The organism is Photobacterium arenosum (genome assembly GCF_014841115.1).
GTDB lineage: Bacteria > Pseudomonadota > Gammaproteobacteria > Enterobacterales > Vibrionaceae > Photobacterium > Photobacterium arenosum.
In genome coordinates this window covers 159,272-181,633 of the sequence record NZ_JACYTP010000003.1, presented here as the reverse complement: position 1 = coordinate 181,633, position 22,362 = coordinate 159,272, and the positions used below count along the sequence as shown (strand labels likewise).

Sequence of the window (22,362 nt, the reverse complement as noted above, 5' to 3'; positions counted from 1 at the left end):
TAGTGCTTTGCCCTTCGTCATTCACGGCGAATCACCACTACACTTGAACATTGACGTTATTAGCCTGTGTCAGTATTCAAGGAAAAAGTATGAAAAAATTATTAATCATCTTCGGCAGTACCCGGCCTAACCGTGGTGGCTTACCAGTTGCTGAGTGGGTAGTACAAGAAGCAGAAACTGCAGGACAGTTTGAAGTGGCATTTGCTGATCTGAAAACAGTGAACTTGCCCTTACTGGACGAACCTGATCACCCTGCCCAGCAAAAATATACCCAAGCTCATACTAAGCAATGGAGCCAGGCCGTCACTGCTGCGGATACCATTCTCTTTGTGACCCCGGAGTACGACTACTTTCCCCCTGCCGCATTAGTCAACGCCATTCAATTTCTGGCCAAAGAATGGGCTGGAAAGCCAACCGGCATTGTCAGTTATGGCGGGGTGTCCGGCGGGCTGCGTTCAACTCAGGCATTACGGCTGCTGCTGTCTGGCGTCGGTACGCTTACCCTGTCAGCTTCCGTGCCTATTGCCTTTTATAACCAATACATTAATGACCAAGGCGTGCTGGAAGCCAATGACGCAATGAAAAAAGGTCTCACGGGTTTGCTGACAGAATTGCAAAGAATGACCGAGCTTGTCGCGAGGGTATAAACACTGGCCAGACTCATCCGAAACATCAGACAGGCCACAAGATAGTGGCCTGTCCAATTCTACCCGTGCAAGCTAAACCACAGGATTATTTATCGGTGAAGCCTCAGCGCTAAAGAATAGACTACTGAGGCACTACCCGTGCGGTTCTGCCGGTGACATTAATCCGGACTTTCTGCCCCACCCGAAAAAGCATATTAGGATCAACAGCCTGGACGATGGCTATGGTTTCGCCTGAATCGAGTTTAATCGTCAGATTCACACCGTTACTTTCCGACAGATTCTGTGAGGCTTTACTCCCGGCATAACCACCCAGCAAGCCACCCCCGATGGCAGCAATGTCTGAACCGCTGCCGCCACCGATTTTCGATCCCAGTATCCCGCCCACAGCTGCACCGGCTATGGTGCCAACCACATTCTGCTCACCTTCTAAGGTCACAGGATCAATCTGAACAATAGTGCCGTATTTCACTTGCTGGATCTGCTGTGCCTGAGATCGGCCATAAGAATCACCGTAAGGGTTTCTTGCGCAGCCACTCACTGCCAGCGACACAATGAAAAAGACGAAAAGGACGAATTTCACAACATCACCTTCCTTACCTGCTAGGGTTCACGCTAAAAGTATAGCAATCCCTATTTTCCTCCATTGGCTAAGGAATGAGAGAGTCAGGTTGTCATTAAACCGCCAATCCCACTTGCGTCTTATGCTCTGCTCGAACACAATCATCTCTTTTCTATTCCGCAGGAACGCCAACTTAAAGAGGCAGTTATGACAGACGAACACAATAAACAGGATCGTTACAAAACCCGGCAGCAAAAAGTCAAAGAAGAAGTCGATGCCCGAGTGGCTGCAGCTCAGACAGAAAAAGGCATCCTGCTGGTCATTACCGGTAACGGTAAAGGTAAATCCACCTCTGGTTTCGGCACTATTGCCCGCGCGGTCGGTCATGGTCAGAAATGTGGTGTCGGTCAGTTTATCAAAGGCACCTGGGACAATGGCGAGCGGAACCTGCTAGAACAACACGACGTCACTTTCGCTGTCATGGGCACAGGATTTACCTGGGACACGCAAGACAAAGAAGCCGATACACTCGCGGCGCAGACCACCTGGACTGAATGCAAAAAAATGCTGACAGACGCCAGCTATGACGTGGTATTGCTCGACGAGCTGACTTACATGCTGACTTACGGCTATCTGGATATCGATGAGGTGCTGGACACTATCGCGCAGCGCCCACCGGAGCAATCCGTGGTGGTAACAGGCCGCGCGGCTCACCGTCGCCTGACTGACATGGCCGATACCGTTTCAGAAGTTCGCAACATCAAACACGCCTTTGAGAGCGGTATTAAAGCCCGCAAAGGCGTAGACTGGTAATCAGGACGACGGCAGCGCCGAATGATGACAGGCCTCAGACGTATGGCAGAGGTCTGCATCAATATCCTGACTGCCCAACAGGCGCAGCCACAAAGAAGGTAAATGTTTTATCCGCACCGCAGGACTGCTCAATTGCACTGGCAGCGGGAATTGCCAGTCTTCATGGTTCTCCCGGCTGGCAAACACAAACCGGAACGGCAGATAATCCACCATGCCCAGACGCAGATCTGTGGCGATGATCTGGCTGCCGTTATCTTCATAGCGAATGAACTGACGGGTAAAACGTTCAAGCGCCTGTAATGTTGAAGGCTTGTCGGTCAGTGGCCAGTGACCACGGGCTTTCTCAAGAAAGTCTACAGTGTCTGATCCATCCAGCAGTGACGACAACCCTTCCCAGTAGCTGTCCTCGCCTAACACCACAATTCGCCATAACACGGTATTAAAAGGCGTTGGCGAAACAAAAACCGGCTTGCCTTCCAGTGGCGTTCCTGCCACCTGATTTTCTACTCTCTGCTCAATCATGTGCAACGCCACTACTGACCATATCAGGTACAGACTGGACAGGATAACACCGGCTTTGCACAGGCTGGCAATACGATCACGCCACAGCAGCGTGGCCAGCAACGTCACTAACAGCGGTAGGGTATAAAGCGGATCAATAATGAAGACACTGGACACCGCCACGCTGACAGGTAAAGGCCACAAAAGCTGAGTACCGTAAGCGGTAAAGGCATCCAGAATGGGATGGGTGATCAGGCAGGCCGCCACCAGGCCCCACAACCGCAAGAAACTGAATGAGCTGGCTGGCCGCCATCGGTGCCAGCACCACGCCAGTAACAACGAAAGCGGAAACAGCACAAAAAGAGAGTGGCTGAAGCCGCGATGCTTCACCATATCCGATACAGGATCGCCATAATCGATCAACACATCCAGATCCGGCAAGGTTCCCAGCATGGCACCGGCCACCAGCACTTTGGGTGAGGCTTTTCGGCCAGCTATCATGCCGGCAACAGCAGCGCCCAACGCCGCCTGTGTAACTGAATCCAAGGTCACTCTCCATGGTTTTTTGCTGATTGTACCAAACCGCTCAGTCAGAGATAGCCCAACTACATTATCAGTAACAAAATAGCGGCAGGCACTAAAAAGGCCAGCGGTTTACCCGACTGGCCCTGATCTCATTGGTTTGACGCAAACTGCGCGTTAGTTAAACAGTCCTTTCAGCAACTTATCCGTAGCTTCTTTGACTTTATCGTCACCGGCTTTGTCGCCCAGCAATTTATCCAGACCGCGTTGCACTTCCTTGTTGGCCTTTTCTTCCAGTCTGTCGGCTTCTTTTTCGGCTTTTGCTTCCAGTTCTTTCGCCCGCTTATCCAGCTCGCTGTTCCGCTTCACCAGCTCTTTAAAGTTGATGGCATAATCTGGCGCCTGCCAGGTCCCGGTAATATCAAGCGGCACTGTGATATCCGCGACTTCGTCTACCGATTTACCGCCCTGTCCTTTACTGGTGGCCACCACAGAGGTGTCAATCTGAAACGCCAGTGACTGCTCGGTCAGATCCGTATTCCCTTTGCCATCGACACGCAGCAGAGGCGAAGCCAGATGCATATTATTGGTCGCCGCTTTGCCGTCCTTCAGTATGAAGGTCGCCGTCAGCGCAGAGAAATCTGTCTTTTTCGGCTCGTCCTGTACAGTATCAGACTGGCCTTTCAGTTTGGCCTTGGCTTCACGGATCATCTTGGGAATATTGATCCCGTTAACCGCACCATCGGCAAAATTGATGGCGATTGTTCCATCCAGGTTCTTCTTGAGCCGCGACTCTGCCAGGCCTTTGCCTGCCACTTCGACATCAATGTTACCCGTGCCAGCCAGAATATCATTCTCGGCAACATCGACCAGTAAAGGCTGTACCTGTACACCCTGAATGGTATTGCTGATCTGGTACACCGGCAATGAACCGTTCGCATCCAGTCTGGCTGTGGCGGATATTGTCCCGTCATACAGATCTGCCGCGAATTTGTTGAGAGTAAACACGCCATTTTTAACCGCTATCGCCAGATCAACATTGCTCAGCCTGGCGTTGGCCGCCACAAAGCGCTTGACCTTCACAGTGCCGTCGACATCGAGCTGTTTCAAGACCGACAGATCAGGCTCCTGTTCGCTGACAGGTGCATCGCCAGCCGGTGCAGAAGCCGTGCCTGAGGTGTCTGACGGTTTGGCCTCCTCACTGGCTGCAGCCTCTGCGTCGCCACCGGTCCAGTTGTCGACATTGATCTCCTCACTGCTGAGCGCAAAACGGATCACCGGAATATCGGCCTGTTTGAAAGAGGCATCGCCGTTCAACGCCAGTTCATCCGCCTTCACTGTCAATCCGCTCAGGGTCGCCATAGCGGCTTTAAGATCGTATTCAGCATCGCCAGACATGGCCACTTTCATCGTCGGCCGGGGCAGAGCGGCACCTTCGAGATCTGATTTCAGATCCAGCGCCTGCAGCGAAATGTTCGCCTTATCCTGGCTGACCCTAATCCGGGTTTTACCCTCAGCATTGAAGGCAAGATCAGGGATCTGCCCTTTGGCTGACAGTGTCACGTTACTCCACTCGCCCAGATTAAAGGCATCCAGTTTCACCGTGACATTATCCAGCTGAGTGCCGGCTTCTGTCATGCTGGCGGAGAGCTCGGTGTTTTTCAGCGCCGCGTTATCCAGATTTTCCGCCAACTGCAGGCTGGTTTTGCCCTGGGCAGAGAAGCGCATCGCACCGTTTTGACCCGCCAGATCAAAATTCAGATCCGCCCATTCACCCGGTGCAAACTGGCTCAAATTCATGTTCAGCGAGTCCAGCGCAGTGACAGTACCTGCCTGATCGTCCCGCAGGCTGACACTGGCATTTTCAAGCGCTATGCCTGCCAGACTGATCACCCATTTCTCACCGGTTGCTGTTTCGCCTTCGGCCACCACTTCACCCTCACCTGACGCTGTCGGCTGTGCCTCAGTTTCCCGGGAGTCAGACGCCCTGTCTGTGGTCGTTTTATCGCCACCTAAGCCATCCAGATTACTGACGCCATCTTTGCGCGTCTGAATAAACACACGGGCATCTTTGAGCGTGACCTGACCAATTTCCAGCCGGTTGGACAGCAACGGAAGTACAGACACAGACACACCCGCTTCGTTGAACTGAACCAGGTTAGCTTCATCAAAACCTGCCGGATTACGAAACTCGGTCCGGCCTATCGCAAAGCCCACGCTCGGGAAAAAACGCCAGCCGATATCGCCTTCAATAACCAGATCACGGCCCGTGGCCTTTTTCACCTGTTCCGCAATCAAAGGCTTAAATTGGTTCGGGTCGACCAGCGTCACCAGAACGCCAATCGCCACCACCACAACCAGCACGATCGCCAGCAGTACATAGAGAATTTTTTTCATTCTGTCCTCGGAATGTGTGCCATGTTGAACAACATTTATTGACCTGTGACACACTAAAAATGCCAACAAAAAATGTCAAAATACCTGATTTATTAAAGCAAAAAATAAGGCCACCGTTAAGGTGACCTTATCATTCTGACTACAATTTAATGCGCTTCTGACAAAAATCAGCGATGTTTCTTCTCGTCTTCATTGATTCGGCTGGCAACCGCACCCTGCTGATTATGATATTTCGCATTGGCGCGCTTGTTGTAAGGTTTCTCAGCAGAACCTGACAGCACCTCAAAACTCAGAGCACCAATGGGCATGTGCGGACGCAGTGCCAGCGGCAGCCGGCCACTGTTATAAAATTCCAGCACAATCCTGCCAGCCCAGCCCGGGTCGATACGGTGCGCTGTGACGTGTACCATCAAACCCAAACGGGCCAGCGAAGAGCGTCCGTCCAGCCAGCCGACAATGTTATCCGGTAAGGTGACAGATTCATGAGTCACCGCCAGCGCCAGTTGTCCCGGATGCAGGAAAAAGGCATCGCCATCGGCGACTTCAATCTCATCACTCATGACTTTTTCGAGCTGTGCCGCAACATCTTCTTTTTTGCCGGAGAGATCGATAAACGGCGCACCGTGGTCAGTAAAAATACGGAAATTATTACCTAAGGTGACATCGATTGTCAGACCGCTAATCACATCATTTGACGGGCGCGGCTCAATACTGATCTTACCTTCATCAAGATAGGCCTTGATGTCCTTGTCACAAAGTCTCATGTTGCGGGTTATCTCCAGGGCAAAAAATCATAAATACTATCGGAAATGCTTGCCGCCACTATAACGACCTGTTCGCAGCAGGTCTATCTTTGCAGCCGCTTGCGTGACATGTTGTCACGCCTTTTAATACAACACCGAATTCAGGAGACAAAAAAGGCTGACCTGAGCCAGCCGTTGCCATACCTTACGCTTTAAGCAAGCGGGCAATATGCGCTTTTAACACATCGATAGCAATTCGGTTCTTGCCGCCTCGTGGCACAATAATATCGGCATATTGTTTCGACGGTTCAATGAACTGCATAAACATAGGGCGGACGGTTTTCTGATATTGCTGCAGTACCGATGACATTGTCCGGCCGCGTTCTGCCACATCGCGCTGCAAACGGCGCAGCAGGCAGATATCCAGCGGGGTATCCATGAACACAGTTGCATGCATCAGGTCACGTAAACGGGGATCCGTCAGCAGCAGGATACCTTCCAGAATGATCACCTTCTTTGGAGTCAGCGAGGTGGTTTCCGTCATGCGAGTGTGCTCGCTGTAGCTATACTGCGGCACTTCCACCGCTTCACCACGCATCAGGGTTTCGAGGTGCTCACAAAGCAAATCATGGTCAAGGGCATTGGGATGGTCATAATTGGTCTTTACCCGTTCATCCATACTCAGGTGACTTTGATCGTTATAGTAACAATCTTCCGTAATAACACCGATCTGTTGATCGCCAACTTTTTCTCTAAGTTCGTTGTAAACCGTTCTGGCAATCAAACTTTTACCGGAAGCAGACGCGCCTGCAATCCCGATAATTACGCATTGGTGTGAATGTTCAGACATATCAGAAAGCACCTGTAAGAATATCTAGCGGGTTATTACCCAAATTCAGTAACCGGCCCCACTCAGCGGCACAGCACTATACTGCAGGTAAAAATTAAACCGCACGATTATAAGGAGTTGACGCCTTGGATACCAGAGCAAATGCGATCTTGCGCTCAAAACATTATGCAAATGCAACGGCAAACAAGGCTGAAACAGTTACATTGACTGCAATTAGAGAGTTTTAATACTGATCTGCTCTGCCACAGGTTGCCCATGCCAATAGAGTCGGCTGGCTACGCGCCCGGCTAACTCTATATAAGCCTGAGCCTGCTCACTGTCAGGTGATGACGCCACTGTCGGTGTGCCTTCGTCAATATCCTGACGAATCTGAATATGCAGTGGCACCTGAGCCAGCAAAGGAATCGCGTAGTCCCGCGCCATTCTCTCCGCCCCTCCGGTGCCAAAAATCGCCTCATGGTGACCGCAGGCGCTGCATATGTGGTAGCTCATGTTTTCCACCACGCCGAGTACGGGCACATGCACTTTACTGAACATATTTACTCCCTTAATGGCATCAGCCAGGGCCAGATCCTGCGGGGTGGTGATCACCACAGCCCCGGTGACCGGCATTTGCTGCGCCATGGTCAGCTGGATATCTCCCGTGCCAGGCGGCATGTCCACCACCAGATAGTCCAGCTCCGGCCACAGAGTTTCATTCATGATCTGCGACAGAGCTTTCGATGCCATCGGGCCGCGCCACACAGTCGCATTATCAGCCGGCACCAGGTAGCCGACAGAATTGGTATACAGGCCATGCGCCAGCACCGGGGACATCATTTTTCCGTCCGGTGAGGACGGTTTTTCATCTACCGCGCCCAGCATCATAGGCACAGATGGCCCATAAATATCGGCATCCAGCAGCCCGACCCGGGCGCCCAGCGCCTGTAATCCCAGCGCCAGATTCACGGCTGTCGTCGACTTGCCTACGCCGCCTTTGGCCGAACTGACGACCAGCAGATTCTTAACGCCTTTCAATAGCGGCTTGTCATTGGCGGCCAGCGGCGTAACCCGCACTTTGACACTGACGTTCAGATCAGTGGCAATCTGCTGAGCCTGCTGATCAGCAATCCAGTCTGTCAAGGCATCGGCCACAGACGAAGCGGCAAAAGGCAGCGTGATGATCACCGCCTGATCACCTTGCCAGTGGACGAGACCGGGAGTATCCGCCCACTCATGTACCAGCCAGGGATGTGTAAACTGATTTAACCAGTCACACAATGCCGCTTTATCGGCAAAAGGACTGTTAGGATTATTCACCATGAGAAAGACCTGCTTTGTTCGTTGTAATACGCTGTTTTTATCCTATCACTTTGCGTCTGAAACCGCTCTAATTGTCAGTGATTTCGGCTATGAATCAGGCCTGCCTTGGGGTACTATTCAAGGCTTATTATCTTTTTTACCCATCATGAGCGAATAGAGAAATATGGCTGCAAACCCAAGAAAAATTCTGGTGACCTGCGCCCTGCCGTACGCTAACGGTTCTATCCACCTTGGCCACATGCTTGAGCATATCCAAGCGGATATCTGGGTGCGCTATCAGCGCCTTCGCGGCAACGAAGTTCATTTCATCTGTGCAGACGACGCGCACGGTACGCCAATTATGCTTAAGGCCCAACAGATGGGGATGGAGCCTGAGCAAATGATTGACGAAGTGAGCAAAGAGCACCAGGCGGATTTTGCTGGCTTCGATATCAGCTTTGATAACTACCACAGCACGCACTCTGAAGAGAACCGCGAGCTGTCTTCTTTCATCTATAACGAACTCAAGAAAAACGGCTTTATTACCAGCCGCACTATTTCTCAGCTGTTCGATCCAGAGAAAGAAATGTTTCTGCCGGACCGTTTTGTCAAAGGCACCTGCCCGAAATGTAAAGCAGACGATCAGTACGGTGATAACTGTGACAACTGTGGTGAAACTTACAGCCCGACGGATCTGATCAACCCGAAATCTGCAGTTTCTGGCGCCACGCCTGTAATGAAAGATTCAGTGCACTTCTTCTTTGACCTGCCTCAGTTTGAAAGCATGTTAAAAGCGTGGACCAAATCCGGTGCGCTGCAGGAAGAAACATCGAATAAGATGCAGGAATGGTTCGATGGCGGACTGCAGCAATGGGATATCTCCCGTGATGCGCCTTACTTCGGCTTTGAAATCCCGGGCGAAACCGGCAAGTATTTTTATGTCTGGCTGGACGCGCCTATCGGTTACATGGGTTCATTCAAAAACCTGTGTGACAAGCGTGACGATCTGAACTTTGATGAGTTCTGGAACAAAGACAGCTCCACTGAGCTTTACCATTTCATCGGTAAAGACATAGTGTATTTCCACAGCCTGTTCTGGCCAGCCATGCTGGACGGTGCCGGTCTGCGCAAACCGAGCAATGTCTTTGTTCACGGCTATGTCACAGTCAACGGTGCCAAAATGTCCAAGTCTAAGGGGACATTTGTCAAAGCCAGCACTTATCTGGAACATTTGGATCCTGAGTGCCTGCGATACTACTACGCCGCCAAACTGAACAACCGTATTGATGATCTCGACCTGAATCTGGAAGACTTCTCACAACGCGTCAACAGCGATGTCGTGAACAAGATTGTCAACCTGGCTTCCCGTAACGCAGGTTTCATTACCAAACGCTTCGATGGCAAACTGGCCGACACCTTCGCAGAACCGGCGCTGTACCAGGAATTCGTGGCGGCGTCTGACCGTATTGCCGAGTTATATGAGAACCGTGAATTTGGTCGTGCCATCCGCGAAATTACTGCCCTGGCTGACAAAGCTAACCAGTACGTCGATGAGAAAGCACCTTGGGTTGTAGCGAAAGAAGAAGGCAAAGATTCTGAACTGCAGTCAATCTGCTCTGTCGGTATTAACCTGTTCCGCGTGCTGATGACTTACCTCAAACCTGTGATGCCAAAACTGGCAGAGCGCGTTGAAGGATTCCTCAATGAAACCCTGACCTGGGATGGTATTGCACAGCCGCTGACAGGCCATGAGATTGCCAAGTTCAAAGCCCTGTTCAGCCGAATCGACAGCAAACACATTGAAGCTATGGTTGAGGCGTCTAAAGAAGATGCTGCCGCTGAAAAAGCCGCAACAACCCAGCCCGCCGCGGGCCCATTAGTCGATGAACCAATCGCGGATGAAATCGAGTTCGATGACTTTGCAAAAGTGGATCTGCGTATCGCAAAAATCATCAGTTGTGAGTCTGTGCCAAAAGCGGACAAACTGCTGAAATTCCAGCTCGATATCGGCGGCGAAACCCGTCAGGTTTTCTCTGGCATTAAGTCAGCCTATAACCCGGAAGATCTGGTCGGCAAGCTAACGGTTGTCGTGGCTAACCTCAAACCGCGTAAAATGAAGTTTGGTATGTCAGAAGGCATGATCCTGGCTGCCGGTCCTGGCGGCAAAGAGCTATGGCTGCTGGAACCTCATGAAGGTGCCCAGCCTGGCATGCGTGTAATGTAAAGCGGTTTCACAGAAAAACACCTGAAAAAAGGAGCTGTCGCTCCTTTTTTTTATCCTTCTTTCCCCTTGTTCCGCACGTTCACCCGCCGGCGACTCTCTCGCATTCATGCACTTCTCAGCAGCACCTACAGCCTACACACTCAGCTTTTGATTTCATCAAAATCGCAAAGAGCAGACGATATAACCAAAAAATGCTTGCTATATCAGTATATAAAGCAATCAAACGGTTTCTGGTTTGTTAATAAGAATAAGGCTTTATTAACAACAAACCCAATAAAGTGTGATCTCATACAAGCTTTAAATCATGACATTGATTTTACATCGCGGGTTTGTAACTGGAACTGGTAATCTGCTCCGCGCTCTGAGGATCAGTAACAGAGCCACATATAATAAGGAGTGTTCTTTCATGAAAACCCAAAACAAAAAACTGTCCCTGACCGCTCGAGTCATTCTCGGTATGGTGCTGGGTATTTTGACTGGATTTATCATCCGCTCGCTTTTCGCTGACACGGCATTTGTTCAGGACTACATAGTGAACGGCCTGTTCGAAGTAGGCGGCTCAATCTTTATTGCCAGCCTGAAGATGCTGGTTGTGCCACTCGTTTTCGTCTCACTGGTATGCGGTACCAGCACTCTGAGCGATATCAGCACTCTTGGCCGTCTTGGCGGTAAAACACTGGCTTTCTATCTCACCACTACGGCTGTGGCTATTACGCTTGCCCTGACAATGGGCACGCTGTTTAAGCCTGGCGAAGGTGCAGATCTGGCGGCCGCGACCTCATTTGCAGCCAAGGAAGCACCTTCACTGGGTGAAGTGATCATTGGCATGTTCCCGACCAACCCTATCAATTCCATGGCTCAGGGCAATACGCTGCAGATCATCGTATTTGCCATTCTGCTCGGTATTGCCATCAGTGCAGCAGGTAAAGCGGGTGAACGCATTGCCGGCGTCTTTGCCGATCTGAACGAAGTGATCATGAAACTGGTGGCATTGCTGATGCACATCGCGCCATACGGTGTATTCTTCCTGATGGCAAAACTGTTCACCGGTCTGGGTTTGGATGCTATCTATAACCTGATGGGTTACTTCCTGGTACTGAGTTGTACCCTGATTCTGCATGCCGTGTTCACTTACGGCCTGATGCTGAAAATGTTCTCGGGCCTGAGCCCATTCGTTTTCTTCAAGAAGATGGAAGATGCGATCATGTTCGCCTTCTCAACGGCCTCTTCCAATGCCACCATCCCGGTGACGATGGAAACGGCGACCAAGCGCCTGGGTGTCAGCAATAAAGTGGCCTCATTCACTGTACCATTGGGCGCGACCATCAACATGGATGGCACCGCCATTATGCAAGGTGTGGCCACTGCCTTTATTGCTCAGGCATTCAATATCGACCTGACCATGGGCGATTACATGGCAGTGATCATGACAGCAACGCTGGCCTCAATCGGTACCGCCGGTGTCCCTGGTGTCGGGCTGATCATGCTGGCGATGGTATTGAATCAGGTAGGGTTGCCGGTAGAAGGTATTGCTATCATCATGGGTGTTGACCGCCTGCTGGATATGATTCGCACTGCCGTCAACATCACAGGCGACAGTGTTGTCACCTGTATTGTCGGTAAATCTGAAAACGAGATAGATATCAGCCGCTTTAACGATCCAAAAGCGGGTGAAGCTGACGAAGAAGTGCACCTGCACAAAGCCTGATGCGAAAGCTGGATAGTAACCTCTGAGGCCCCATATCGGGGCCTCTTCTTTTATCTGCTCAACCAATTTCTCTCCTTGCCTCATTCTGTGGCATCACAAGTTTTTAAATGCACCAAAACAGTGCAATCAAAGTGTACCAATGACGCTACCTTAAAAAATTTCCCAATTTAATCATATAGATAGAAAATGATACCTGCTAAAAAATCTGGCTCGCTTTTTGCGTTATGGCTAGGTCGTTAAGAAACTGCAACTCAGGCTTAAACAAGCTGACCCAGAAACAGAATCAAAACGTCAAAGAGGATCAACAAAGTATTTATGCCATTTACTGGCATTCAGGGAGTCGATATGTGGATTATTCTTGGTTTAACACTGACTGTGCTGGCACTCACTGCTTGGTATTTCTACAACAAACAGCAGCAGGCACAAACTGAAGCACACTTCGATCAGATCCTTGGGCTTCGGCAGCTCATTCAACTGCTGCGCCAGCACAGGCGTCTGTCCCATAGCCATCTTATGAAAAGCCAACTCACAGAAAGTCGAGGCGAAATCCTGCCGGTTTTTCCTGAACAGAATGCCATCCTGAGTTTGAGCCATACTCTGCTGAGTCAGGCCGGGCTTGAGCAAAAACCCATGTACCGGATTCTGACTCAGCATTTGCAGCAGTTAAGCACTGAGTGGCCGCAGTATTCTATGTCGCGTAACCAGGCCAGTCATGGCAAAAACATTCGCCATGTTATGTATCTGATTGATGACCACTTAACTACCAGCCTGCTCATTGCAGACAAAAGCACCCTGTTCGAGCAGTATCAGCAGTTCTGGCCGGTCACACTGAATGCACTGGATACCCTGGCCCAGTTCCGCTCAACAGTGGCGGTGTTTCATCCGGGTAACAGTAAGCAGGAAGTATTACTGCGCAGGCATCTGCATTTGCTGCAACGCCGACTGGGACAAATGAACCTGATGCTCAAAATACCCGGGCCGTCGCTAATGGCAGATCAGCTGGAGAACGACCTGACCACTTTGCTGCAATCGGCCAGTGCAAGCAAAGCATGCCGGCTGGCACTGTATAAGTTCTCACTCAGCTTGTCGGATAACATTTTCTATTTATTTGATGCCAAATTGACTGAGATTGCTCATTCGCTGGCGATAGACGATTTCCCGCTGGATATCAGCGCCAGTCTGCTTCCCCTGCTGGAACAGGCTGAATCTGAAGCTGCTGGTCAAACCGAACTCAAGCTTCAAGCCTGATAACAATGCCCCCGCCTCTGACGCAGCGGCCAGAACAGGTAGCAGTCAAGGTAACTAGCGGTCAAAGTAGGTAACAGGACATAAAAAAACCCAGCGCGCAGGCTGGGTTTTTCATTTGACTGTCATCACGGAAATTAACCGATGTGAGTCAGACCGCCCATGTACTGACGCAGCACTTCAGGGATCTCAATGCAACCATCAGCCTGCTGATAGTTTTCCAGCACTGCGACCATGGTGCGGCCAACCGCCAGACCCGAGCCATTCAGAGTATGTACCAGCTCAGGCTTCTTCTCGCCTTTACGGCGGAAGCGTGCCTGCATCCGGCGTGCCTGGAAATCACCCACATTGGAGCAGGAAGAGATCTCACGGTAAGTATTCTGCGCCGGCAGCCAGACTTCCAGATCGTACGTCTTCATCGCACCAAAGCCCATATCACCAGTACAGAGAATCACTTTACGGTAAGGCAGTTCCAGCAGTTGCAGTACTTTCTCTGCCTGGCCGGTCAGCTCTTCCAGTGCCGCCATAGAATCTTCCGGACGGGTGATCTGAACCAGTTCCACTTTATCGAACTGATGCATACGAATCAGGCCACGGGTATCACGACCATAGGAACCGGCTTCAGAGCGGAAGCAAGGCGTATGTGCCGTCATCTTGATTGGCAGTTCAGCTTCGTCAACTATGGTATCGCGAACCATATTGGTCAGCGGCACTTCCGCGGTCGGGATCAGCGACATACCCACGCCTTCTTCGGTCGCAGGCTTGGTATTGAACAGATCTTCGCCGAATTTCGGCAACTGGCCCGTACCGTACAGGCTGTCTTGATTGACCAGGTAAGGGACATACATTTCGGTATAGCCATGCTCCTGGGTGTGGAGATCGAGCATGAACTGCGCCAATGCACGGTGCAGACGGGCGAACTGGCCCTTCATTACGATGAAACGGGAGCCAGAGAGTTTTACCGCGCTGGCAAAGTCCAGACCTTCAGCCATCTCGCCCAGATCAACGTGATCTTTCACAGCAAAATCGTAAGTCTTAGGTTCGCCCCAGCGTGAAATTTCGACGTTCTCGTCTTCATCTTTACCGATTGGCGCGGAGTCATCCGCTATATTCGGAATAGACAGCTCAATGTCGCTGAGCTGAGACTGAATCTCAGCCAGCGCTTTTTTAGCGTTATCCAGCTCAGAACCCAGGCCAGCGACCTCTGCCATGACTTTATCGGCTTCTTCGTGCTCGCCCTTGCCTTTCAGCTGACCAATTAACTTCGAGCGGGAATTACGCAAGGACTGCAGTTCTTCCGTTTTCACCTGAATCGACTTACGTTGCTCTTCCAGGGAACGAAGTGTTTCTACATCAAGGGTAAACCCACGGTGCGCTAATTTTTCTGCTGTCGCGTCCAGCTCAGTTCGAAGAAGTTTTGAATCTAGCATGCTAATCCTGTGCTCGTCATAGAATGTTGCACAAAATTTAACCCGTTCGCGGGTTAAATAAGTTGAAATCTGAATACGTTAGAATCACTAACGCAAGTTGATAAACGATACCCAAAAAGCCTGATTATTGATAGCGTTTCTGCGGGCTTTTTGCATCCAAGGAAGCCAGATATTCCAGCTTCTCAGCAATTTTACTCTCTAAACCACGCTCTGAGGGCTGATAGTACTTCCTGCTCTGTAGCTCAGGGGGCAGATAGCACTCCCCTGCCGCATACGCGCCAGGCTCATCATGGGCATACCGATACTCAGCACCGTAACCCAGATCTTTCATCAGTGTGGTTGGTGCATTTCTCAGATGAGGAGGGACTTCGTAGTCGGGCAGATTGGCCGCATCCGCTTTTGCCTGATTAAATGCAGTGTAGACCGCATTACTTTTGGGTGCAGAAGCAAGATACACAATGGCTTGCGCGATCGCCCTTTCACCTTCATAAGCGCCCACCCGGGTGAAACAATCCCAGGCCGCAATCGCGACTTGCATGCCACGCGGGTCGGCATTGCCGACATCTTCAGACGCTATGGCCAGTAATCGGCGGGCGACATAAAGGGGATCGCAACCTGCCTGTAGCATGCGCGCATACCAGTATAAGGCGCCATCCGGACTGGAGCCGCGGATTGACTTGTGGACCGCGGAAATCATGTCGTACCAGAGATCGCCTTTGTTATCAAAACGGGTGTTCTTCTCACCGGCGACTTCAGCCAGCAGCGCTAAAGTGATGACTTTACTGCCCTGATGCGCCTCTGCCATATCCGCCAGCAGCTCCAGGTAGTTCAGTGCCATACGCGCATCGCCATTAACCAGTGCCGCCAGGTTTTCTTTCACATCCGGAGCAAAGGTCAGGCTGTCGTCCCTGATGCCGCGCTCTGCATCATCCATCGCCTGATTGATGACTGTCAGTATGTCGTCTGTCGTCAGAGACTTAAGCTTATAGACCCGGGCGCGGGATAACAGTGCATTGTTCAGCTCGAAAGACGGATTTTCAGTGGTCGCGCCAATGAATGTCACAGTGCCATCTTCAATATGCGGCAAAAACGCATCCTGCTGGCTTTTATTGAAACGGTGCACCTCATCGACAAACAAAATGGTGCGCCGGCCGGCGTGCTGATTCTGACGTGCTTTATCTATGGCAGCACGAATATCTTTGACGCCCGAGGTCACTGCCGATACACGCTCTACTTCAGCATTGGCATAGTGAGCCGCAACTTCCGCCAGCGTCGTTTTGCCGGTGCCGGGCGGCCCCCAGAGAATCATGGAGTGTAGATGCCCGGCCTCCAGCGCTCTTCGTAAAGGCTTGCCCTGGCCGAGTATATGTTGCTGGCCAATGTACTCTTCTACCGTACGCGGACGCATGCGCGCAGCCAGGGGGCGAAAATCCGAGGAAAAATTTAAGCTGAGGTTATCCACGCTGACCATCCATCACTGAAAAAGGCGGTATCTCTACCGCCTGAATAAGACTCTCTCGTTTTTAACGCAATCAGCGCTTATCGTCCAGCTCTACGCCCGGAGGGGGAGCGAAGCTGTATTGCTTACGATCTTGCTTGCCACGCGTAAACCGGGCAAAGCGAAACTGGCTGAGCTGACCGTCCTGCTCTTCAACGGAAAAACCGCGAACCTGGCCATCCCGGCCGACTGTGACCACAAACTTCCCGGTCACTGCAGCGCTGTCTTTTGGCGTCAGTGTAAACGTATCAGCCGTCTGGGCTACGTTGTATCTCGCCCAATCCTGATTCTGGTTGCGAATCAATAAAACAAAGGGAGTCTGCGCGGTGGCATCGTCCAGTTTCATCGCCGTTACCTGCTCTACCATAGGGGTGTAGTACCAGAGGGTACGGCCATCTGACACCAGCAGATTTTCATCCGGCGTGTCGGCATGCCATCTGAACAAATTCGGGCGCTGAACCGAAACATTCCCCTGACCCTCAACCAGCAAATCCCCTTCAGGGCTGGTGACCTTCTGAGTGAATGTGGCACTGAAGGCATCGACTTTATTCAGACGCTGACTCAACTCCTGCTGGGCACTGGCTAATGCCAGTACTGGAAACAGTGCAGCGGCCAGAATCACGCCCTGAATGGTTTTTGTTATTTGCTGATTTTTCATCATACATCAATCTCCTGCTGGAGCCGGCGCCAGCACTTCGCGGTTACCATTATGGCCCGGAGGACTGACAATACCGTGTGCTTCCAGCTGTTCTACAATACGGGCGGCGCGGTTATAGCCAATTTTGAAACGGCGTTGTACGCCAGAAACGGATCCGCGACGGCTCTCTGCCACGAAGGCAGCGACCTGATCAAAGAGCTGATCAAGATCATCCTCACCACCGGATGAAGTTTCCCCTGGCAACATGGCTTCCGACCCCTGGTCTGAGTTCAGAATTCCGTCGATATACTGGGGTTTGCCCCGGGCTTTCCAGTCGTTCACCACATTATGGACATCATCATCGGATGCAAAGGCACCGTGAACACGTATGGTGTGACTCTGACCTGCCGGCAGATACAACATATCACCCATGCCCAGCAACGATTCTGCCCCACCCTGATCCAGAATAGTCCGTGAGTCTGTCTTGGTTGAGACGGTAAACGCCATACGGCTTGGAATATTGGCCTTGATCAGACCGGTAATCACATCCACCGACGGACGCTGAGTCGCCAGCACCAGGTGAATACCAGAGGCTCGCGCTTTCTGCGCCAGACGAGCGATCAGCTCTTCCACTTTCTTGCCGACCACCATCATGAGATCGGCAAACTCATCCACTATGACCACAATACTTGGCATTTTCTCCAACAGCGGTGGATGTTCATCCATACTATCGCCAGGTTTCCACAGCGGATCATGGATTGGGTGACCGGCGGCGGCAGCTTCTTTCAGCTTGGCATTATAACCGGCCAGGTTTCGCACCCCTACCGCGGCCATCAGTTTGTAGCGGCGTTCCATTTCCCCCACACACCAGCGAAGCGCATTACCGGCGTCTTTCATGTCAGTGACGACTTCGGTCAGCAGATGCGGAATGCCTTCGTAAATAGACAACTCCAGCATTTTCGGGTCGATCATGATGAAACGGCAATCCTCTGGCTTACATTTGTAAAGCAGGCTGAGGATCATCACGTTGACACCCACAGATTTACCAGAGCCTGTGGTACCGGCCACCAGTAAGTGAGGCATTTTACTCAAATCAGCGGCAACCGCCTCACCGGCAATGTCATAGCCCAGCACGATAGGAAGTGGACCGCGCATGTTCATAAAGCGCTCACTGCCCAGCACTTCAGACATATAAACCGTTTCGCGGCTCTCGTTCGGCAATTCCAGACCGATATAAGGCTTGCCCGGGATCACTTCCACAACGCGCACTGCATAGGCAGACAAAGCACGGGCCAGATCTTTCGCCAGCCCTGAGATGCGGCTCACTTTGACACCGGGTGCCAAATCCAGCTCATAGCGCGTGATCACCGGGCCAGGATAAATCCCAACCACCTTGGCTTTAATTTTGTAATCCGCCAGCTTAGATTCCACCAAACGGGCGGTATTCTTTAATTCTTCTTCACTGGTTGGCTGCACATTTTGTGTTGGCGGCTGCAGGAGATCCAAAGTCGGCATCGGTGAAGTCGGTTTAGGCAAATCGACATCTTTTTTCATCAGGAACGGATTATCCAGCCCCGCTGCGTAGGCTTGCTGCTGTTGTGCCTGCTGCGCTTCGCGAATTTTGCGCTGAAAAGCCTCTTCATCAGATTCTTGGTCATCAGCGTATTCAGCCTCGTCCTCAGTTTCTGAGGCTATGCCAGCACGCTCCAGTTCAGACATACCATCACGGACACCGATCTCAATATCCGTATCGGGCATGGGTTCGTCTTGCCAGGGTATATCCTCATCAGGTTCAGCAACTGCGTACTCCTGCTCCGGCGCAGATTGGTACTCAGACATCACCGGCTCTTCCCCGACCAGGGACAGATCGCCGATAACGGGTTCATCCACCCTGTCATGAGTGGACGGGTCCTGCTGGCTCAGTTGGTCCTGACCCGGCTGTTCATAACTGTCTGTAAGAGTGTCGGCCTGGGCGTTGTCCGACTCGGCGGCATACACGCTGTAATCATCATTTTCAGCCAGCTGGGACTGCAAGTCCGCAATCGTCACGCCAGCGATATCCGGATTGGATCCCAGCGGCTGACTGGCGGAGGCTGCAGCGGGCTTGCTGCGTTCTGGCATCACAATGGCAGGTTCTGACTGCCCAGGCGCATGCGCCGGCTTAACCTCAGGGCGAGCCTGATTGATCTGAGCCGGCTTCTCAACAGCCGTATCCGAAACCCGTGTGTCGGCCAGCGGCGTTGGAGTATAGGCAATACGTTCTGGACGACGCAGTAATACGTCATCCTCGTCAATGTCTGTCTCGTCCTTGTGCGTCAGCCTGGCGGCATAAGCTGTCTGGCTTTCGTCTGGAATATCAGCAGCAAAAGGCGTCAGTGTCTGCGGCTTTTCGCCACGGACTCTGTTGAGCAACCAGCCTAACATCCCTAAGGTTGTCTCACCTATGCCATCCACCACGCGCAGCCAGGAAATGCCGGTCAGCAGGGTAAAACCCACCGCCCATAAAAACATCAGAACCAGTGTCGTGCCAAGCAGGCTAAACAGCGGCAGAGTCAGATTGGCGACGACATCGCCGATAACACCACCGGAGGAGAAGTACCAGATATCATCAAAGTTCAGATCGGCAAGGCCACAACTGGTCAGAAACAGTAACAGCAAGCCTAACAGGCGGGTGCCGTATATCATGTAGTCCGCCGCTTCCCGTTCACCACGACGACGGAACATCACCCAGGTCACTCCCAGCATAACAAGCGGTAAAGGGTACGCCAGCGAGCCAAAAGTGAAAAAGGCGGTGTCGGCCACCATAGCACCGAATGCGCCGGCTTTATTTTGCACCGTACCCTGCCAGGCCGTTTGCGACCAGGACGGATCGGCCGGGTTAAAACTGACCAGGGCAACCATGATATACACTGCGGCAAGAATACCGATGATCAAAAAACTTTCCAGCAGGCGCTGTCCGCCTGACAGGCGTATAGGCTGAGTTTTGCCTCTAACTATCCTCAAAAACTCTCTCCGGTCTTGCTAATACTGACTGTAAGCCGGGGGTAATCAACGTCCTGTGGGTGACCCAGCTGAATTTGCGTTTGATATATCACCCAGGCCGCTTTAAGGGGCTTGGGTGTTGTGGCCTATTTTATACCACTTAACGGGTAATGTTACCTGCCTGAGAAAATGTGGGAGCAAAGTAGGAAAACGATGTGAACAACACAGAATGCACGCCCGTTGACACTTTCACTCACTTTGCGCACTCCCGCAGCACGCTTGGCTCCACCCTACAAGCTGTAATTGTAGTTTGTTGATAACACAAATAATTCATCCCAATGTCAAATAGATGATGGGATGCCGACTTTTTCAGCAATTGAGACACAAAACAGTATAACTGCCACAAAAACGAAACAAGCGGCGCAAGGCCGCTTGGTATTGATTGAAATCAGACTGGCTCCGGGCCAATTAACGCGTTTTGATAACCAGGTTATTGGTCTGTTTCACTTCTTCCATTACAACATATGTACGAGTGTCGTTTACACCCGGTAAGCGCAGCAGGGTTTCACCCAGCAGCTTACGGTATGCAGACATATCCGATACACGTGTTTTTAACAGGTAGTCGAAATCGCCCGACACCAGATGGCACTCTTGAATATCTTCCAGCTCCTGAACCGAACGGTTAAATTGCTCAAAGACATCGGGTGCACCACGATTAAGGGTAATTTCAACGAAAACGAGCAGAGATGCGTCCAGATATTGCGGGTTCAGCAACGCAGTATAGCCGCTGATGTACCCCTGGCGCTCCAGGCGACGTACACGCTCCAGACAAGGAGTTGGAGACAATCCAACACGTTTAGACAACTCAACGTTTGAAATTCGTCCGTCCTTCTGAAGTTCGTTCAGAATGTTGCGGTCGATGCGATCCAACTCCTTGGAGGGTTTCTTTTTGGTATCTACCATTTTTTATTCCACCTATTTACTTCCTTGCAAAAAAATATACTACATCTACTAGTTATTTAGTATCAAATACTCTTTTAGTCAAACTATACTGCCATTAGCTCTGTCATTTCAACCTTGTCCATAGCTAACCCTGCTACATAGATCAAGGAGCACAGCATGATCATCGGTGTGCCTAAAGAAATCAAAGACCACGAATACCGAGTAGGCCTTGTAACCAGCAGCGTCAGAGAACTGGTTTCGCTAGGTCATCAGGTACTGATTGAAACCCAGGCCGGAGCAGGTATAGGGTTGTCCGATGCAGATTATCAATCTGCCGGAGCAACGATTCTTTCGACTGCTTCAGAAGTTTTTACCAGATCAGAGCTAATTATTAAAGTAAAAGAACCCCAGACCGTCGAAAGAGCCATGCTTCGCGAAGGGCAAATTCTATTCACTTATCTACATCTGGCCCCTGATTTTGAGCAGACAAAGGAGCTGATTCAGAGCAAATCTATTTGTATTGCTTATGAAACGGTAAAAGACCATAAAGGCCGGCTTCCTTTACTGGCGCCCATGTCTGAGGTAGCCGGCAGGATGTCGGTTCAGGCCGCTGCGCAAACGCTGGAAAATACCCGTGGCGGCAGAGGTTTGCTGCTCAGCGGTGTACCCGGGGTCGAGCCAGCCAAAGTCCTCATTTTAGGCGGTGGTGTTGTGGGTTCGAATGCCGCCCGTCTGGCGGTAGGGATGCGTGCTGATGTCACTGTGCTGGATCGTAACCTGGATACGTTACGGGCGCTGGACTGCGAGTTTCAGGGCAAAGTGAAGCTGCTTTACTCGACGGATGATCTGATTGACCGTCTGGTGCCTGATACCGATGTGATTATCGGCGCGGTGCTCATTCCCGGTGCAGCTGCCCCTAAGCTCATCACGGCCGGGCACGTTAAAGCTATGAAGCACGGTTCATGCCTTGTTGATGTGGCGATTGATCAGGGCGGCTGTTTTGAAACTTCTCATCCGACCACGCATACCAACCCAACCTACATAGTAGACAATGTCGTGCACTACTGTGTCGCCAATATGCCCGGTGCGGTGGCACGAACTTCGGCGTTTGCGCTCAACAATGCCACGCTGCCGTATATCATCAGTCTGGCCGGTAAAGGCTATAAGCAGGCGTTACGGGATGATCCCGGCTTTCTGGCCGGTTTAAATGTCATACACGGTAAAGTGACATATCGCGAAGTCGCTGAAGCCTTTAACCTTCACTATACCGATCCGACGGTTGCCCTGAGCATGCACTAAACTGCGCCTGTTACATTTCGCTGCCCCTAGCGCTGAAAACCTGGTTTCCGGCGCTTTTTCGTTGAGTTTCCTGAACAGCTATGG

At 51.4% G+C, this 22,362-nt stretch carries 17 protein-coding genes; 6 read left to right on the top strand and 11 right to left on the bottom strand.

Annotation, left to right across the window (positions count from 1 at the left end; translation table 11 throughout):
- The first annotated feature begins 89 nt into the window (after positions 1–89).
- A complete protein-coding gene (locus IFO68_RS06730) occupies positions 90–647 on the top strand; it encodes an NADPH-dependent FMN reductase (protein WP_192015187.1) in 558 nt (185 codons plus the stop codon).
- Positions 648–768: 121 nt separating this feature from the next.
- On the opposite strand, the gene IFO68_RS06725 is transcribed toward IFO68_RS06730, so the two are convergent.
- Positions 769–1,227, bottom strand: a complete 459-nt coding sequence (locus IFO68_RS06725; protein ID WP_192015186.1) for an outer membrane lipoprotein — start codon at positions 1,225–1,227, stop codon at positions 769–771.
- A 186-nt stretch (positions 1,228–1,413) separates the two neighbouring features.
- On the opposite strand from IFO68_RS06725, the gene cobO reads away from it, so the two are divergent.
- Positions 1,414–2,019, top strand: a complete 606-nt coding sequence (gene cobO, locus IFO68_RS06720; RefSeq protein ID WP_192015185.1) for a cob(I)yrinic acid a,c-diamide adenosyltransferase — start codon at positions 1,414–1,416, stop codon at positions 2,017–2,019.
- On the opposite strand, the gene IFO68_RS06715 is transcribed toward cobO, so the two are convergent.
- The 5 genes from IFO68_RS06715 to apbC all read right to left on the bottom strand — a co-directional run bounded on the left by IFO68_RS06715 (position 2,020) and on the right by apbC (position 8,334).
- Positions 2,020–3,066 (bottom strand): metal-dependent hydrolase, encoded by a 1,047-nt coding sequence (locus IFO68_RS06715; protein WP_192015184.1) that lies wholly within the window; start codon positions 3,064–3,066, stop codon positions 2,020–2,022.
- Positions 3,067–3,219: 153 nt separating this feature from the next.
- The gene (locus IFO68_RS06710; RefSeq protein ID WP_192015183.1) at positions 3,220–5,439 is read right to left on the bottom strand and encodes an AsmA family protein; all 2,220 of its coding nucleotides are present in this window, start codon (positions 5,437–5,439) and stop codon (positions 3,220–3,222) included.
- 167 nt (positions 5,440–5,606) lie between these two features.
- Positions 5,607–6,203: a dCTP deaminase gene (gene dcd / locus IFO68_RS06705; protein WP_192015182.1), complete on the bottom strand. Its 597-nt coding sequence runs from the start codon at positions 6,201–6,203 to the stop codon at positions 5,607–5,609.
- 184 nt (positions 6,204–6,387) lie between these two features.
- Complete coding sequence (udk, locus tag IFO68_RS06700) at positions 6,388–7,032, bottom strand: uridine kinase (protein ID WP_192015181.1); 645 nt, start codon at positions 7,030–7,032, stop codon at positions 6,388–6,390.
- A 213-nt stretch (positions 7,033–7,245) separates the two neighbouring features.
- Complete coding sequence (gene apbC / locus IFO68_RS06695; RefSeq protein ID WP_192015180.1) at positions 7,246–8,334, bottom strand: iron-sulfur cluster carrier protein ApbC; 1,089 nt, start codon at positions 8,332–8,334, stop codon at positions 7,246–7,248.
- A 163-nt stretch (positions 8,335–8,497) separates the two neighbouring features.
- On the opposite strand from apbC, the gene metG reads away from it, so the two are divergent.
- The 3 genes from metG (at position 8,498) to IFO68_RS06680 (ending at position 13,493) form a co-directional block, all read left to right on the top strand.
- Positions 8,498–10,537: a methionine--tRNA ligase gene (gene metG, locus IFO68_RS06690; RefSeq protein ID WP_192015179.1), complete on the top strand. Its 2,040-nt coding sequence runs from the start codon at positions 8,498–8,500 to the stop codon at positions 10,535–10,537.
- 406 nt (positions 10,538–10,943) lie between these two features.
- Positions 10,944–12,245 carry a dicarboxylate/amino acid:cation symporter gene (locus tag IFO68_RS06685; protein WP_192015178.1) on the top strand — a complete coding sequence of 434 codons (1,302 nt, stop codon included), beginning with the start codon at positions 10,944–10,946 and terminating at the stop codon, positions 12,243–12,245.
- A gap of 345 nt (positions 12,246–12,590) precedes the next feature.
- Positions 12,591–13,493 carry a hypothetical protein gene (locus IFO68_RS06680; RefSeq protein WP_192015177.1) on the top strand — a complete coding sequence of 301 codons (903 nt, stop codon included), beginning with the start codon at positions 12,591–12,593 and terminating at the stop codon, positions 13,491–13,493.
- Between the two features lie 134 nt (positions 13,494–13,627).
- Here the strand turns inward: IFO68_RS06680 and serS are convergent, their stop codons facing one another.
- From serS to lrp, 5 genes are all read right to left on the bottom strand, one after another.
- On the bottom strand, positions 13,628–14,920 hold the full coding sequence (gene serS / locus IFO68_RS06675; RefSeq protein WP_192015176.1) for a serine--tRNA ligase: 1,293 nt from the start codon (positions 14,918–14,920) through the stop codon (positions 13,628–13,630).
- A 124-nt stretch (positions 14,921–15,044) separates the two neighbouring features.
- Positions 15,045–16,382: an AAA family ATPase gene (locus IFO68_RS06670; RefSeq protein ID WP_192015175.1), complete on the bottom strand. Its 1,338-nt coding sequence runs from the start codon at positions 16,380–16,382 to the stop codon at positions 15,045–15,047.
- Between the two features lie 70 nt (positions 16,383–16,452).
- Entirely contained in the window at positions 16,453–17,049 is a 597-nt protein-coding gene (lolA, locus tag IFO68_RS06665; protein WP_375713942.1) for an outer membrane lipoprotein periplasmic chaperone LolA, read from the bottom strand.
- A 33-nt stretch (positions 17,050–17,082) separates the two neighbouring features.
- A complete protein-coding gene (locus IFO68_RS06660) occupies positions 17,083–20,058 on the bottom strand; it encodes a DNA translocase FtsK (RefSeq protein WP_225445096.1) in 2,976 nt (991 codons plus the stop codon).
- 447 nt (positions 20,059–20,505) lie between these two features.
- The gene (gene lrp / locus IFO68_RS06655; protein ID WP_027252761.1) at positions 20,506–21,000 is read right to left on the bottom strand and encodes a leucine-responsive transcriptional regulator Lrp; all 495 of its coding nucleotides are present in this window, start codon (positions 20,998–21,000) and stop codon (positions 20,506–20,508) included.
- 156 nt (positions 21,001–21,156) lie between these two features.
- Between lrp and ald the strand changes: the two genes are divergently transcribed.
- Entirely contained in the window at positions 21,157–22,278 is a 1,122-nt protein-coding gene (gene ald, locus IFO68_RS06650; protein ID WP_192015174.1) for an alanine dehydrogenase, read from the top strand.
- The last annotated feature ends 84 nt before the right edge of the window (positions 22,279–22,362 follow it).

Excerpts from the sequence above, each read along its gene's own strand:
- IFO68_RS06730 (WP_192015187.1), top strand. The coding sequence starts at position 90 with ATGAAAAAATTATTAATCATCTTCGGCAGTACCCGGCCTAACCGTGGT.
- cobO (WP_192015185.1), top strand. The coding sequence starts at position 1,414 with ATGACAGACGAACACAATAAACAGGATCGTTACAAAACCCGGCAGCAA.
- IFO68_RS06710 (WP_192015183.1), bottom strand. The coding sequence starts at position 5,439 with ATGAAAAAAATTCTCTATGTACTGCTGGCGATCGTGCTGGTTGTGGTG.
- dcd (WP_192015182.1), bottom strand. The coding sequence starts at position 6,203 with ATGAGACTTTGTGACAAGGACATCAAGGCCTATCTTGATGAAGGTAAG.
- udk (WP_192015181.1), bottom strand. The coding sequence starts at position 7,032 with ATGTCTGAACATTCACACCAATGCGTAATTATCGGGATTGCAGGCGCG.
- apbC (WP_192015180.1), bottom strand. The coding sequence starts at position 8,334 with ATGGTGAATAATCCTAACAGTCCTTTTGCCGATAAAGCGGCATTGTGT.
- metG (WP_192015179.1), top strand. The coding sequence starts at position 8,498 with ATGGCTGCAAACCCAAGAAAAATTCTGGTGACCTGCGCCCTGCCGTAC.
- IFO68_RS06685 (WP_192015178.1), top strand. The coding sequence starts at position 10,944 with ATGAAAACCCAAAACAAAAAACTGTCCCTGACCGCTCGAGTCATTCTC.
- IFO68_RS06680 (WP_192015177.1), top strand. The coding sequence starts at position 12,591 with ATGTGGATTATTCTTGGTTTAACACTGACTGTGCTGGCACTCACTGCT.
- serS (WP_192015176.1), bottom strand. The coding sequence starts at position 14,920 with ATGCTAGATTCAAAACTTCTTCGAACTGAGCTGGACGCGACAGCAGAA.
- lrp (WP_027252761.1), bottom strand. The coding sequence starts at position 21,000 with ATGGTAGATACCAAAAAGAAACCCTCCAAGGAGTTGGATCGCATCGAC.
- ald (WP_192015174.1), top strand. The coding sequence starts at position 21,157 with ATGATCATCGGTGTGCCTAAAGAAATCAAAGACCACGAATACCGAGTA.